Annotated in this window: 8 protein-coding genes; 6 read left to right on the top strand and 2 right to left on the bottom strand. The window is 73.9% G+C overall.

Annotation, left to right across the window (positions count from 1 at the left end; translation table 11 throughout):
* Window positions 1-2: 2 nt before the first annotated feature.
* The gene (locus ACN269_RS10505) at window positions 3-1,190 is read left to right on the top strand and encodes an FAD-dependent monooxygenase (protein WP_421472273.1); all 1,188 of its coding nucleotides are present in this window, start codon (window positions 3-5) and stop codon (window positions 1,188-1,190) included.
* A gap of 46 nt (window positions 1,191-1,236) precedes the next feature.
* Here the strand turns inward: ACN269_RS10505 and ACN269_RS10500 are convergent, their stop codons facing one another.
* Window positions 1,237-2,082: a GNAT family N-acetyltransferase gene (locus ACN269_RS10500; RefSeq protein ID WP_421472272.1), complete on the bottom strand. Its 846-nt coding sequence runs from the start codon at window positions 2,080-2,082 to the stop codon at window positions 1,237-1,239.
* A gap of 144 nt (window positions 2,083-2,226) precedes the next feature.
* On the opposite strand from ACN269_RS10500, the gene gltB reads away from it, so the two are divergent.
* From gltB to ACN269_RS10480, 4 genes are all read left to right on the top strand, one after another.
* Window positions 2,227-6,930 carry a glutamate synthase large subunit gene (gene gltB, locus ACN269_RS10495; RefSeq protein ID WP_421472271.1) on the top strand — a complete coding sequence of 1,568 codons (4,704 nt, stop codon included), beginning with the start codon at window positions 2,227-2,229 and terminating at the stop codon, window positions 6,928-6,930.
* Window positions 6,923-8,443: a glutamate synthase subunit beta gene (locus ACN269_RS10490; protein ID WP_421472270.1), complete on the top strand. Its 1,521-nt coding sequence runs from the start codon at window positions 6,923-6,925 to the stop codon at window positions 8,441-8,443. Before gltB ends, ACN269_RS10490 begins: the two co-directional genes overlap by 8 nt.
* A gap of 175 nt (window positions 8,444-8,618) precedes the next feature.
* Entirely contained in the window at window positions 8,619-9,998 is a 1,380-nt protein-coding gene (locus ACN269_RS10485) for an MFS transporter (RefSeq protein ID WP_421472269.1), read from the top strand.
* A 58-nt stretch (window positions 9,999-10,056) separates the two neighbouring features.
* Window positions 10,057-10,608: a hypothetical protein gene (locus ACN269_RS10480; RefSeq protein ID WP_421472268.1), complete on the top strand. Its 552-nt coding sequence runs from the start codon at window positions 10,057-10,059 to the stop codon at window positions 10,606-10,608.
* Window positions 10,609-10,824: 216 nt separating this feature from the next.
* On the opposite strand, the gene ACN269_RS10475 is transcribed toward ACN269_RS10480, so the two are convergent.
* Complete coding sequence (locus ACN269_RS10475) at window positions 10,825-12,366, bottom strand: M1 family metallopeptidase (protein ID WP_421472267.1); 1,542 nt, start codon at window positions 12,364-12,366, stop codon at window positions 10,825-10,827.
* A 188-nt stretch (window positions 12,367-12,554) separates the two neighbouring features.
* On the opposite strand from ACN269_RS10475, the gene ACN269_RS10470 reads away from it, so the two are divergent.
* On the top strand, window positions 12,555-15,086 hold the full coding sequence (locus ACN269_RS10470; protein WP_421472266.1) for an FtsK/SpoIIIE domain-containing protein: 2,532 nt from the start codon (window positions 12,555-12,557) through the stop codon (window positions 15,084-15,086).
* Window position 15,087 lies beyond the last annotated feature (1 nt).

The following is a 15,087-nucleotide window of genomic DNA, read 5'->3' as shown; positions in this document are numbered from 1 at the left end:
CGATGCGAAGCGCGGTGGTGGTCGGCGCCGGGGTCGGAGGCCTCGCGGTCGCCGGCGCGCTGGCCCGGTCCGGGTGGCAGGTCACCCTGCTGGACCGTGCCGAGCGGGTTCGGCCCGAGCCGACCGCCGTGGTGCTGTGGCCCAACGGCGTGCGCGCCCTGCAGGCCCTCGGCCTGGGCGCCGGGCTGGCCGCCATCGCCACGCCGCTGCCCGATGGGGGGGTACGCCGTCCCGACGGTCACTGGCTCGTGCAGCCCCGGCCGACGCCGGCCGACCGGATGCCGGTGGTGGTGCACCGGGAGGATCTGCACGACGCCCTGATCGCCGGCCTCGGCGACCGGGTCGAGCTGCGGACCGGGGTGACCGTACGCCACGTCCGTGTCGATCCGGGCGAACGCCCGGGGGTGAACGACGGACGGCACACCATCGAAGCCGACCTGGTGGTCGCGGCGGACGGCACGGACAGCGTCATCCGCCGCCAACTGGCCCCCGAGTCCCGGGTGGTCAGCTCCGGCTGCGCCGCCTGGCGGGCCGTCATCCCCTGGTACCGGGCACCCCGGCTGCCCGCCGACGCGCCGATCGCCGGCGAGGTGCTGGGCGCGGGCTACCGCTTCGTGGCCGCCTCGCTGGGCGAGCGGGGCTCCTCGGGTGGCTCCACGCGTGGTGGCATCTACTGGGTGGCCACGGCGGCCGGCGCTCCCCGCCCGGAGCCGCCGGAGACCCAACTCGCTCTCCTGCGCCGCTGGTACGCCGGCTGGCCCGCACCGATCGGCGCGCTGCTCGACGCCACCGACCCGAGCGACCTCGTCCAGCAGGAGGTGCGCGAGCTCCGCCCGCTGCCGCGCGCGTACGGCTTCGGCGTCGGGCCGGGCGGGGTGGTGTTGCTCGGCGACGCGGCGCACGCCATGCCGCCGCACCTCGGGCAGGGCGCCTGCCTCGCGTTCGAGGACGCCGCCACCCTCGCCTCGCTGCTGCGCGAGGCCCGGCTTCCCGACGCCGTGCAGACCTACGACCGGGTACGCCGTCCCCGGGCGGCGACCGTGGTCCGGCAGACCCGGCGGATGTCCGCGGTGCTGCAGACCCGGGGCCGGTTGGCGCTGCGGGCCCGCGACGCCGCGCTCGGCACGATCAACTCACGGCTGCTCTCCAGCGCCGCCGCCTCCGCGGCCCAGTGGCGTCCGCCGTCCTGACCGACAGGTGCTGGCCCGGCCGGCTCAGCGCCGGCCGGACGGCGGCTCAGGGGACCAGGGCGGCGGGTTCGGCGATGCAGGCGGTGCCGATGCGGCGGAAGCCGGCCCGCAGGTAGACCCGGGCGATCTCTTCGCTGCCGGCGGAGAGGAAGACGAGCCCGGTACCGGCGGCGAGCAACTCCCGGGCGAGGGAGGCCGTCAGCGCGGCACCCATCCCGCGTCGACGGGCGGCCGGCAGGGTGGCCACTCCGGCGATCTCGGCGACGTCGTCCACCCGCATCGCCATGCCGCTGGCCAGCGCGCCCTCGGTCGGCGTGCCGGCCAGCGCGGAGATCCGTCGGCCGTCGGCGATGCGGGACCGCTCCTCGTCGAGCGCGGCCAGCTCCAGCTCGGTGACCGCCGCGTCCCGCTCGGCCGGTCCGGCCTCGCCGGGCGCGGTACCGGGGACGCCGAACGCCACGGCCGCCACGGCCCGCCGGGCGGCCACGTCCGCGGCGAAGTCGGGCGAGTCCGCCGCCAGCACCCGCACGGGTACGTCGGAGAGCGTCGCCGGGTCGGGCAGCGCGGCCGGGTCGAGGACCATCAGCGGGGCCTCCAGCACGGACAGCCCGGCCGAGCGGGCCACCGCGAGGAGCTCCGGGGTCGTCTCGTGCACCCACTCGAAGGCCTCGGGCAGGCCCAGCTCGCGCTGGCGGGCCCGTACGGACGTCACGTCGGACAGCGACGGCGTCTCGGTCGCGTCGATCCGGGGGCGGGCGTAGAACGGCCAGCCGGCGGCACCACGGACGAACAGCACCAGAGCGCCGTGCTCCTCGACACCGGCGACGTCCCGGGGCACGGCGTCGTAGAAACGTTCCAACCGGTCGAAGATGTCCTTGCGCACCGAATCCACCGCGCGAGACTACACGTCCCAGACTCTGGACGGTGTGATCAATCTTGAGTGGCCTTGTGCCCCCAGCCCTAACGTAGACTCAATAGACCCACGGGCCGACGTCGTCCCCATCATGATCCAACCTGAGTGACGACAGGAGGCCCGGTGGCTCAGCCGTACGCGGATTCGACACAGCCGCACCCGCACAGCCCGCAGGCGTCCCCGACGCCCGGCCCCCGCCCTGCGGCACAGGGCCTCTACGACCCGGCGCAGGAGCACGACGCCTGCGGGGTGGCCTTCGTGGCGGACCTGTACGGCCGACGGTCCCATTCCGTCGTCGCCAACGGGCTCGGCGCACTCTGCCGCCTGGACCACCGGGGTGCCCGGGGCGCGGAGCCCAACACCGGCGACGGCGCCGGCATCATGATCCAGGTTCCGGACGCGTTCCTGCGCGCCGTCGCCGAGGTGCCGCTGCCGCCGGCCGGCGAGTACGCCACCGGCCTGGTCTTCCTGCCCGACGACGACGCCGCCGAGGCGCGCGCCCGTCGGGTGGTCGAGAAGTACGCGCTGGTCGAGGGTGCGGACCTGCTCGGCTGGCGGGACGTGCCGATCGAGCCGGACGGGCTCGGTGACACCGCCCTGGCGGCCATGCCCCGGGTCCGGCAGGTCTTCGTGGCCGCGCACCGCCTCACCGACTCGCCGGCCGGGCCGGCCGGCTCCCCGCTGCGCGGCATCGAGCTGGACCGGGTGGCGTTCTGCCTCCGTAAGCAGGCCGAGCGGGAGACCGCCGAGCGGGGCGTGCCGGCGTACTTCCCGTCGCTGTCCAGCCGCACCATGGTCTACAAGGGAATGCTCACGCCCGACCAGCTGCCGGCGTTCTACCCGGACCTGCGCGACGAGCGGGTCGACAGCGCGATCGCGCTGGTGCACTCCCGCTTCTCCACGAACACGTTCCCCTCGTGGCCGCTGGCGCACCCGTACCGGTTCATCGCCCACAACGGCGAGATCAACACGATCCGCGGCAACCGGAACTGGATGCAGGCCCGCGAGGCGCTGCTGCGCTCGCCGAACCTGCCGGGGAACATCCGGCGCGTCTTCCCGGTCTGCACGCCCGCCGCCTCCGACTCGGCGAACTTCGACGAGGTGCTGGAGCTGCTGCACCTGGCCGGTCGGAGCCTGCCGCACGCGGTGCTCATGATGATCCCCGAGGCGTGGGAGAACGACCCCGGCATGGACCGGGCGAAGCGGGACTTCTACCGCTTCCACGCCAGCCTCATGGAGCCGTGGGACGGGCCCGCGTCGGTCGCGTTCACCGACGGCGAGATCGTCGGCGCGGTGCTGGACCGTAACGGGCTGCGCCCGGGGCGCTGGTGGCAGACCGACGACGGTCTCGTGGTGCTGGGCTCCGAGGCGGGCGTGCTCGACCTCGACCCCGCCCACGTGGTGGCCAAGGGCCGGCTCCAGCCGGGCCGGATGTTCCTGGTCGACACCGTGGCCGGCCGGATCGTGCACGACGACGAGATCAAGTCCGAGTTGGCCGCCGCCGAGCCGTACGCCGAGTGGCTGCACGCCGGGCTGATCGAGCTGGACGACCTGCCGGCCCGCGAGCACACCGTCTACACCCACGACTCGGTGCGTCGCCGCCAGCAGACCTTCGGCTATACGCAGGAGGAGCTCAAGGTCCTCCTCGCGCCGATGGCGCGGACCGGCGCGGAGCCGCTGGGCTCGATGGGCACGGACACCCCGATCGCGCCGCTGTCGACCCGGCCGCGACTGCTCTACGACTACTTCCACCAGCTCTTCGCGCAGGTCACCAACCCGCCGCTGGACGCCATCCGCGAGGAGCTGGTGACCAGCCTGGCGTCGACGATCGGGCCGGAGGGCAACCTGCTCGACCCGAACGCGGCGAGCTGCCGGCAGATCGTGCTGCCGCACCCGATCATCGACAACGACGAGCTGGCGAAGATCCTCTCCATCGACGAGGACGGTGACCTGCCCGGCTTCAAGGCCGTCCGGGTCTCCGGGCTGTACCGCCTCCGCGAGGGCGCGGCCGGGATGAAGGCACGCCTGATCGAGATCTGCCGGCACGTCTCCGAGGCCATCGAGGACGGCGTGCGCATCCTGGTGCTCTCCGACCGGGACTCCAACGCCGACCTCGCGCCGATCCCGTCGCTGCTGCTCACCGCCGCCGTGCACCAGCACCTGGTCCGCGAGCAGACGCGTACGCAGGCGGCGCTGATCGTGGAGTCCGGCGACTGCCGCGAGGTGCACCACGCGGCGGTCCTGATCGGGTACGGCGCGGCGGCGGTCAACCCGTACCTGGCGTTCGAGTCCGTGGAGGACATGATCTCCACGGGCGCGCTGGCCGGGGTGGAAGCGCCCGCCGCGGTCCGCAACTACGCCAAGGCGCTCGGCAAGGGCGTCCTGAAGATCATGTCCAAGATGGGCATCTCGACGGTCTCGTCGTACTGCGGCGCGCAGGTCTTCGAGGCGGTCGGCCTGGACAGCCGGCTCATCGACAGGTACTTCCGGGGCACCCCGAGCCGGATCGGCGGCGTCGGACTGGCCGGTGTGCACGCCGAGGTGGCCGCCCGGCACGCGCTGGCCTGGCCGCCGACGGGCACCGCCGAGTCGGACCGGCTGGAGGTCGGTGGCGAGTACCAGTGGCGTCGCGAGGGTGAGCTGCACCTGTTCAACCCGGAGACGGTCTTCCTGCTACAACACGCCACCCGCAGCCGGCAGTACGACGTCTTCCGCCAGTACACGTCCAAGGTGGACGCGCTCGCCGCGCAGGCCGGCTCGCTGCGGGGCCTGTTCACCCTGCGCACCGGGGTCCGTCCGCCGGTGCCGATCGACGAGGTCGAGCCGGCCTCCGAGATCGTCAAGCGGTTCGCCACCGGCGCCATGTCGTACGGCTCGATCTCGGCCGAGGCGCACGAGACGCTCGCCATCGCGATGAACCGCCTCGGCGGCAAGTCCAACACCGGCGAGGGCGGCGAGGACGTCGAGCGGCTGCACGACCCGCTGCGCCGCTCCTCGGTCAAGCAGATCGCCAGCGGCCGGTTCGGGGTGACCAGCGAATACCTGGTCAACGCCGACGACCTCCAGATCAAGATGGCCCAGGGCGCGAAGCCCGGCGAGGGCGGCCAGCTACCCGGCAACAAGGTCTGGCCGTGGATCGCCCGTACCCGGCACGCCACCCCCGGCGTCGGCCTCATCTCGCCGCCGCCGCACCACGACATCTACTCGATCGAGGACCTGGCGCAGCTCGTGCACGACCTGAAGTGCGTCAACCCGGCGGCCCGGGTGCACGTCAAGCTGGTCAGCGAGGTGGGGGTCGGCACCGTCGCCGCGGGCGTGGCCAAGCTCAAGGCCGACGTCATCCTGATCTCCGGTCACGACGGCGGCACGGGCGCGTCCCCGATGAACTCGCTCAAGCACGCCGGCACCCCGTGGGAGCTGGGCCTGGCCGAGGCGCAGCAGACGCTGCTGCTCAACAAGCTGCGGGACCGGGTCACCGTGCAGGTCGACGGCCAGCTCAAGACCGGCCGGGACGTCCTGGTCGCGGCGCTGCTCGGCGCGGAGGAGTTCGGCTTCGCGACCGCGCCACTGATCGTCTCGGGCTGCGTGATGATGCGGGTCTGCCACCTGGACACCTGCCCGGTCGGCATCGCCACCCAGAACCCGGTGCTGCGCGAGCGGTACACGGGCACCCCGGAGTTCGTCGAGAACTTCTTCCTGTTCCTCGCCGAGGAGGTCCGGGGTTATCTGGCCGAGCTGGGCCTGCGGTCCATCGAGGAGGCGATCGGGCAGAGCGAGCTGCTCGACGTGGCCCCGGCGCTGTCGCACTGGAAGGCCCACGGGCTCGACCTGGCCCCCGTCCTGCACCTGCCGGAGCTGCCCGCCGACACCATCCGACGCGGGGTACGCGCCCAGGACCACGGCCTGGAGCACGCGCTGGACAACGAGCTGATCGCGCTGGCCGCCCCGGCGTTCGCCGACCGCTCGCCGGTGCGGGTCGAGGTCGCGGTGCGCAACGAGCACCGCAGCGTCGGCGCGATGCTCGGTGGCGAGGTGACCCGCCGCTTCGGCGGTGACGGCCTCCCCGAGGACACCGTCGAGTTCGTGCTGCACGGCACCGCGGGCCAGTCCTTCGGCGCGTTCCTGCCCAAGGGCGTCACCCTGCGGCTGCACGGCGACGCCAACGACTACGTCGGCAAGGGCCTCTCCGGCGGACGCATCATCGTCCGCCCGGACGCCGCCGCGCCGTTCCTCGACCCGGACACCGAGCCGGGGCAGCGCGCGGAGGACCAGATCATCGCCGGCAACACCATCCTGTACGGCGCGACGGCGGGCGAGGTCTTCCTGCGCGGCCGGGTGGGGGAGCGGTTCGCGGTGCGCAACTCCGGCGCGGTCGCCGTGGTCGAGGGCGTCGGCGACCACGGCTGTGAGTACATGACCGGCGGCACCGTGGTGGTGCTCGGCGCGACCGGCCGTAACTTCGCCGCCGGCATGTCGGGCGGCACCGCGTTCGTGCACCGGTTGGACCGGAACCGGGTCAACGCCGAGCTGGTCGACCTGGCGCCGCTGCGTGAGCAGGAGCAGACGCTGCTGCACGAGCTGGTCCAGCGGCACGTCGCGGAGACCGGCTCGGCGGTCGCCGAGGAACTGCTCAAGCGCTGGCCGGAGGCGGTGGCCGAGTTCACCGCCGTGGTGCCCCGCGACTACCGCCGGGTGCTGGAGATCATGAAGGCCGCCGAAGCCGCCGGCCACAACATCGACGACGCGGTGATGAGCGCGCTCAGCGCGCCGGCCGCGTCCGTGCCGCCCGCGCCGCGGGCGGCCACCCCGGAGGTGGCCCGTGCCTGACCCGAACGGTTTCCTGCGTTACGACCGGCGTCTGCCGGCCCGCCGTCCGGTGCCGGTGCGGATCAGCGACTGGCGGGAGGTCTACCCGCCGGCCGGCGAGGAGCTGATCCGCGAGCAGGCCACCCGGTGCATGGACTGCGGCATCCCGTTCTGCCACGACGGCTGTCCGCTGGGCAACCGCATCCCGGACTGGAACGACCTGGTGCGGACCGGCAACTGGGACGCCGCCGTGGAGTCGCTGCACGCCACCAACAACTTCCCGGAGTTCACCGGGCGGCTCTGCCCGGCGCCCTGCGAGGCGGCGTGCGTACTCGGCATCGCCGGCGGCCAGCCGGTGACCATCAAGCAGGTCGAGGTGGAGATCGCCGACGCCGCGGCGGCGCGCGGCTTCACCCCGCGCCCGATCCCGGCGCCGTCGGGCCGGTCGGTGGCCGTCGTCGGCTCCGGGCCCGCCGGTCTCGCCGCCGCCCAGCAGCTCGCCCGCGCCGGTCACGCCGTGACGGTGTACGAGCGCGACGACGCGATCGGTGGCCTGCTCCGGTACGGCATCCCCGACTTCAAGTTGGAGAAGCGGCACATCGACGCCCGGTTGGCGCAGCTCACGGCCGAGGGGGTGCGCTTCCGCACCGGCGTGCACGTCGGCGTCGACGTCACGGCCGAGCAGTTGCGCGCCGAGCACGACGCGGTCCTGCTGGCCTGCGGGGCGTTGCAGGGCCGGGACACGCCGGAGACGCCGGGGCGGGCGCTCCGGGGCGTACACCAGGCGATGGCGCACCTGGTCGCGGCCAATCGGGCGGTCGCCACCGCGACCACCGACGCGGCCGCCGAGCGCCGGCTGGCGCGGGCGGTGCTGCCGGACGGCACCCCGATCGACGCGGCCGGCAAGCACGTGGTGATCATCGGTGGCGGTGACACGGCGGCGGACTGCCTCGGTGTCGCACACCGGCAGGGCGCGGCGGGTGTGCACCAGCTCGACCTGTACCCGCAGCCGCCGAGCGAGCGCGACGAATCCCGGGACCCGTGGCCGACCTGGCCGTGGGTGCTGCGCAACTACCCGGCGCACGAGGAGGGCGGCGAGCGGGTCTTCGCCGTGGCGGTGCAGGAGTTCGTGGACGACGGCACCGGCCAGGTGCGGGCGGTACGGATCGCCGAGGTCACCGTCGAGAAGGTGGACGGCCGACGGGTGGTGACCGTGGTGCCGGGCTCCGAGCGGGAGCTGCCCGCCGACCTGGTGCTGCTGGCGATCGGGTTCGAGGGCACCGAGCAGCAGCCGCTGCTGGAGCAGTTCGGGGTGGCCCGCAACGCCCGGGGCGCCGTCGACGCCCGGGACGACTGGCAGACCGACGCCGACGGTGTGTTCGTGGCCGGGGACATGCACCGGGGCGCTTCGTTGATCGTGTGGGCCATCGCCGAGGGGCGCGCGGCGGCCGCCGCGATCCACGGCTATCTCGGTGGGGTCGGCGCGCTGCCGGCCCCGGTCGGCCCGGCCGCGCAGCCGCTGGCCGCCCGCTGAGCTGAGGGGGTCCGGCCGGCACGGCGATGTCGTCGTGCCGGCCGGGCATTCCCCGAGGTGAAACCATTCACAAATCTGGGCAAAGAGGTTTGAGTCGGCAAGACTTGTCGACCGCCGAACCGCGCCGCGATCGGCATGCCGTCATGTCGTCGATCGCCGGAGGTTCGTCGTGGCCATGGGTGCCACCTTCGCCGCGCTGCGCCACCGCAACTACCGGATCTGGGCGCTCGCCGGTTTCGTCTCCGTCATCGGGACCTGGATGCAGGTCCTCGGAGTCAACTGGTACGTGCTGAAGGAGACCGGCTCGGCGACCTCGATGGGCGTCGCCGTGCTGCTCCAGGCCGCCCCCACGCTGCTGCTGAGTGTCTGGGGCGGGGTGCTGGCCGATCGCCTCCCCGCCCGTCCGCTGCTGATCACCGCCCAGGTGGCCCACGCCGCGTTCGCCGCAGGCCTCGCGGCGGTCGCCCTGACCGGCGTCGGCGGCCTCCCGCTGATCTTCGGGATCTCCCTGGCCAGCGGTGCTGTCTCGGCGATCGAGGGGCCGGTCATGGGCCGCTGGTCCTCGACCCTCGTGGACCGCGAGACGCTGGGCAACGCGCTGGCACTCGGTTCGCTGACCAACTCGGCCGGACGCATCCTCGGCATGAGCCTCGGCGCCGTCGGCGTCGCCGTCGTCGGCCCGGCGCTGCTCTTCGGCGTCAACGCGGCGAGCTTCGCCGCCGTGGTGGTGGCCCTGCTCGCCGTACGGCCGGGGGCCGTGGCCAGCGCGGTGGCCGCCGACGGCCCGACCCGCCACGGGGTACGTGCCGGTTTCTCCTACCTACGCGGACAGCCGGTCCTGCTGCTCGCGCTCGCCCTGTCGTTCGTGCTGGGCAGCCTGGGCCGCAACTACCAGGTGACGATGGCGGCGATGAGCGACGGGCCGCTGGCCGCTGGCGCCTCCGGCTACGGCGTGCTGTCCACGGTGTTCGCGGTCGGCACGGTGGTGGGCGCGCTCGTCGCCGCCCGGCGGCGGTCGCTGAGCTACGGGACGCTCGTCGGCGCCGGCCTGCTGGCCAGCGGTCTGCAGATCGTCGCGGGTCTCGTCCCGGGCGTCTGGAGCTTCGCCGCGGTGATCCTCCCGATCGCCGCCGCCGCGGTCGTCATCGACACCACCGTCGGCACCCGTGCCCAACTCGACACCGACGGCGCGATGCGCGGCCGGGTGCTCGCCGCGCTCGCGGTCACCGGCTCGGTCTCGGCCGCGGTCGGCGCGCCGCTGCTGGGCTGGCTGGCCGAGCACGCCGGGCCACGGCAGACGCTCGTCCTGGCCGGCTCGGTCGCCGCGATCGCCACCACGGCGGCGGCCGTCGCCCTGGACCGGCAGCACGGCCGTGCCGCCGCCCTTACCCTGGTCGTCCCTCAGCCGCGCCATCCGGTACGTCGAGCGGCGTGGCGGGCGGCCCGCGTCGTACGGCCCGCCGGTGCGGTGTGCGTCGTCGCCACCGGTGGCACCGCCGCGCGTCCGCTGCGGCTGGGCGAGCTGGCCCTCGCCGGCGAGAGCGCACGGCACTGAGACAGCGGTCACCGCTTCCGGGACCAGGCACCACGAAGATCATCGTTACGCTGCGACCATGGACAACGAGGAGCGGTTGCGGCGTACCCGTCGGTGGCTCTGGATCGTGCTGATCGGCCTCTTCCTGAGCGGTGCCACCGCATTTCCACTCGAGATCGAGGTGCGCTGGCTGCTGCGCGCGCTGGACCCGCTTGCCGGCCAGTTCCCGGCGCTCGTCAACTGGATCGAACGGGTCCACACCGGACTGGTGACGGCGGACCGGGACTACCCGTTCCTGCTCTACGGCACCGACTGGCTGGCCTTCGCCCACCTGGTGCTGGCGGTGGCGTTCTGGGGGCCGCTGCGGGACCCGGTACGCAACGTCTGGGTGGTGCAGGTCGGCATGATCGCCTGCGCGGGCATCGTCCCGTTGGCGCTGATCTGCGGCCCGATCCGGGACATTCCGTGGTTCTGGACGCTCGTCGACCTGTCCTTCGCGGTCGGCGCGTTCCCGCCCCTCTGGTTCGCCTACCGACACATCCGGGCCGTCGAAGCGAGCACAGCCGAGCCGGCGCGCGACCCGGTCGACCCCGAATCCGACAGCTGGCGACGACGCCGGCCCGGCGATTGACCACCTCTGCGCGTCCTTTGCTCTGCTTCACTCCACGCAACACCCCACGTCCGATAGTCGGACAACCGGTGTTGCGTCCGTTGAAGCAGAGCAAAGGGCGCGGGGGAGAGGCGGCGGGGCGCAGCGGTGGCAGGTGGGATCGCTCTGGCGGGACCAGCGGGGCATGCGGAAAGGCCCGCCGCACGGGCGACGGGCCTTTCCGGGTGACGACTGCCGCTAGTGCGACAGCAGGCGGTGCGCCTCGTGGGATTCGCGGATCTTGGCCCAGGACTTCGGCTCGACCGGCGGGGCGGCCTTGCGGGCGGCGCCGGTTACGTCGGGGCGGCCGGCGGTGAACAGCCAGGTGGTGAAGAGATCGTCCAGGTCCAGACCGGAGATCCGTTCGGCCAGCGCCTGGAACTGCTCGATGGTGCCGTTGCCGTACCGGTGCTCGGCCGTCCACGCCGGCAGGATCGCGAAGAACGCGTCGTCGCCGACGGCCAGCCGCAGCTGGTGCAGCGTCATCGCGCCCCGGTCGTACACCGCGTCGTCGAAGATCCGGTCGGCGCCCGGGTCACCGGGCAGCACCTGCCAGAACTCGTCGTCGGCGGGGTAGCTCGCGTACGTGAAGTCGAAGACCTCCTGCGCGGTGCCCTCGCCCTGCTCCTCCGACCAGAGCCACTCGGCGTACGAGGCGAAGCCCTCGTTGAGCCAGATGTTGCGCCACTCGGCCACCGACACCGAGTCGCCGAACCACTGGTGGGCGTTCTCGTGGGCCACCACGTACGTGTTCGCGCCGCGTCGCCAGAAGCCCGGGCCGTACACCGGGCGGGTCTGCGTCTCCAGGGCGAAGCCGATGCCGTCCACCGGGCCGGCCACGCCACCCTGCGCCTCGAACGGGTACGGGCCGAAGATCCCGCTCTCCCAGTCGACGATCTCACCGGTGCGCTCGATGCTGGCCCGGGCGGCCGGCCCGAGCGCACCCAGCGACGTGCTGTACGCGTTGACCACCGGCTGGCCGCCCGGCGTGGTGTCGGTGACGATGTCGTACTGGCCGATGGCCATGAACGCCAGGTACGGGGCGGTGGGGGAGGTGGTCCGCCAGATCCAGCGGGTGCGGTTGCCGGCCTCGGCCAGTGGCGGGCGCGGCTGCACGCCGTTGCTGATCACCTCGACGCCGGTGGGCACCGAGACGGAGATGTCGAAGGTCGCCTTGTCCAGCGGGTGGTCGTTGCTCGGGAACCACCACCACGCCGACTCGGGCTCGTTGACCGCGAGCGCACCGTCGTCGGTCCGCGTCCAGCCGGTGTAGCCGCCGACCAGGGTCTCCGACGGCACCCCGCCGTAGCGCACCACGATGGTGAGCTGCTGACCCCGGGAGATGGTGCGGGCCGGGGTGACGACCAGCTCGTGCGTGCCCGCCGTGCTGGCGTCGGCCTCCCAGCCGTTGACCCGCACCGACTCGACGTCGAGCAGGAAGTCCAGGTTGAACGTCGAGAGGTCCTGCGTCGCGGTGGCGAGGATCGTGGTGGTGCCGGTGAGTCGGTCGGTCGCCGGCTCGTAGCGCAGCCGGACGTCGTAGTGCGAGACGTCGTAGCCACCGTTGCCGTAGTCGGGGAAGTAGGTGTCGCCCAGGCCGGCCGCGCCGGGTTGCGGCGCGGCGGTGACGACCGGTCGGCCCCAGGCCGTCGGGGCGGCCGCGGCGGCCGTGCCGGTGAGCGTGGTGCCGGCGGTGGTGAGGGTCAGGGCGGCGGTGGCCGCCGTGAGGACTCGACGCACGAGGTGCACTCCCTCCATCGGGTTTTCGCACCGCCAACCTAATCGACAACTGTGAACGTCGCTGGCCCGGCGCGCGCGGCGAGGCGTCGCCGCCACGATCCGAAAGCGGGGGTCGGTTACTGTCCCGGCGTCACCGCTGTCCGTTAGGGTTTGCGCGAACCGGACGGCCGTGACGTGGGAGGCGATGCGTGGGCAGGCTCGCGTCGACGTACGGGCAGGCGGTCACCGCCCACCGGGCGGCCCGTACCCATCTGGACGCGGCCCGGTCCGTGCTCGGCGCGGCGTCGCCTCCGACACCCCGCGTCGGTGGGGCGGACCTCGTCGCCCGGCTCGCACGCCTTGGCGGCGCGCTGGCCACACCGACTCCCGGCGTCGCCACCCTCACCGACGACCCGGTCGCGGTACGCGTCGGCGAGGCCTCCACCGAGGACGGTGGGTTCGCGGTGCTCGTGCCCCTCGGCGGCGGCCACCACCTGGCACTGGACAGCGACGCGCGGGACGGGCGGGTCGCCGCGCTGCTGCGGGCGCTGGTGCTGCGGCTCGTGGCCACCGCGCCGCCCGGTCGGGTCCGGGTCGCCGGCATCGACACCGCCGCGCTGGGCGCGACCTTCGGCCCGCTGCGCCCACTGCTCGACGCCGGGGTGCTCGACCCGCCGGCCACCAGCGAGGCCGAGGTGACCGCGCTGCTGGACGCCGCCGAACGGCACGCCCGCGCCGCCCAGCACGCCGAGCCCGCCACCCGGCAGTTGCTGCTGGTGGTCGCCACCGCCGCCCCCGCGCCACGGGAGCTGGCCCGACTCGCCGCGCTCACCCACGCCGGCCCGGCCGCCGCCGTCTGCGTCCTGGTCGCCGGGCATCCGTCCCGGCTGCCCGGCGAGACGTCGCCGCCGCTGGGCAGCACCACCGCCATCCGGCTCGATGAGGGGTACGCGCACGTCGGCGACCCGCCCGGCACCCCGTTCAGCGCCGACGGCAGCGGCCTCGCCGTCCCCGTGCTGCTCGACGGCGACCCGCCGCCGGCCTCGGTCCGCGCGCTCGCCGAGCACGTCGGCGTCGCCGCCCGCCGCGCCGACGAGTTGCCCTTCGCCGCACTGCTGCCCGAGCGGCGCTGGGCCGAGTCCTCGGCCAACGGCCTGCGCACCGTCGTCGGTCGGGCCGGCGCCACGCCGCTGACGGTCGCCTTCGACGACGTAACCCCGCACTGGTTGGTCGGTGGGCGTACCGGCGCGGGCAAGACGGTCTTCCTCCTCGACGTCCTGTACGGGCTGGCCGCGCGGTACTCGCCCGCCGAGTTGCAGCTCTACCTGCTCGACTTCAAGGAGGGCGTGAGTTTCAGCGAGTTCGTGCCCACCGGCCGCGACCCGTCCTGGCTGCCGCACGCCCGCGCGGTCGGCATCGAGTCCGACCGCGAGTACGGCCTGGCGGTGCTGCGGGAGCTGCGCCGGGAGGCACAGCGTCGGGCCACCGCGTTCAAGCGGCACGGCGTCACCAAGCTCGCCGACCTGCCGAGGGACAGTCCGCTGCCGCGCATCGTGGCCGTCATCGACGAGTTCCACGTGCTGCTGGCCGGCAACGACGCCCTGGCCCGCGAATCGGTCGACCTGCTGGAGGAGTTGGCCCGCAAGGGCCGCTCGTACGGCATCCACCTGGTGCTGGCCAGCCAGAGCATGACCGGGATCGAGGCGCTCTACGGTCGGGCCGAGGCGATCTTCGGGCAGTTCGCCCTGCGGGTGGCGTTGCCCGGCGGTGGCGGCGTCCTCGACCAGCTCAACGAAGCCGCCGCGGCCCTGCCCATCGGTGCCGCCGTCATCAACACCGCCGCCGGCGCGGTCGGCGCGGACACCGTCCTGCGCTTCCCCGACGCGCACGCCGCCGCCGGGGAAATCGCCGCGCTGCGCCACGAGCTGTGGCAGGCCCGCCCGCCGGGCTCGCGGGCACCGGCGGTCTTCAAGGGGTACGAGGCGGCGCGTGTCGAGGACGATCCCACCTTCGCCGGGCTGCGTCCCGGTGGCCGACGCCCCATGGCGCTGGTCGGTCGGACGGTCGACGTGCACGGCACCACCGCGCTGTTCCTGATGGACACCACGCCCGGCCGGCACCTCGCCGTCGTCGGCACCGCACCGGCCGGCGCGGACGTGCTGCGCGCCGCCGCGCTGAGCCTGGCCCGCCAACACACCCCCGGTGACGTCCGGTTCCAGCTGGCCTCCCTGGTCACCGCCACCGACTCGGTCGCATCCGAGACCGCGGCCACGCTGCGGGCCGCCGGTCACCCGGTGCACCGCCTCGACGCGGCCGGGCTGCGCGACCGGATCGCCGCACTGGCCGCCGAGCCAGCCGGTCGGGAGTACCTGGTGGTGTTCGGAATGGACGCCGCCGCGCCGGTGCTGGGGGCGTCCGACCCGGTGACGTTCCGCTCCGGCCTGGACGACCTGCGTGCCGTGCTGCGCCAGGGGCCGGCTCAGGGCGTACACCTGCTGGGCTGGTGGCGTGGCCTGCGTCGGCTCTCCGACGACCTCGGCGGCACCCAGAACCGCGACGACGTCGCCTGCCTCGTCGCGCTCAACGTGCCCGGTGCGGAGCTGGCCCTGCACCTCGGGGTGCACGACCTGGCCTACACGCCCCGCGCCGACCGGGCGCTGCTGGTCGACCGGCACGACCAGCGGACCAGGTTGATCGTGCCGTTCGCCCGCGACGGGCACGAGCTGGACGGGGAGCGCTGAC

Source organism: Micromonospora sp. WMMD736, from assembly GCF_049179015.1.
In the GTDB taxonomy this organism is placed as follows: Bacteria; Actinomycetota; Actinomycetes; order Mycobacteriales; family Micromonosporaceae; genus Micromonospora.
Note: the sequence above shows the minus strand (reverse complement) of the source record. Positions and strands in the feature narration are given on the sequence as shown.

Coding starts and splice junctions, on each gene's coding strand:
- ACN269_RS10485 (WP_421472269.1), top strand. CDS start 8,619: ATGGGTGCCACCTTCGCCGCGCTGCGCCACCGCAACTACCGGATCTGG.
- ACN269_RS10480 (WP_421472268.1), top strand. CDS start 10,057: ATGGACAACGAGGAGCGGTTGCGGCGTACCCGTCGGTGGCTCTGGATC.
- ACN269_RS10505 (WP_421472273.1), top strand. CDS start 3: ATGCGAAGCGCGGTGGTGGTCGGCGCCGGGGTCGGAGGCCTCGCGGTC.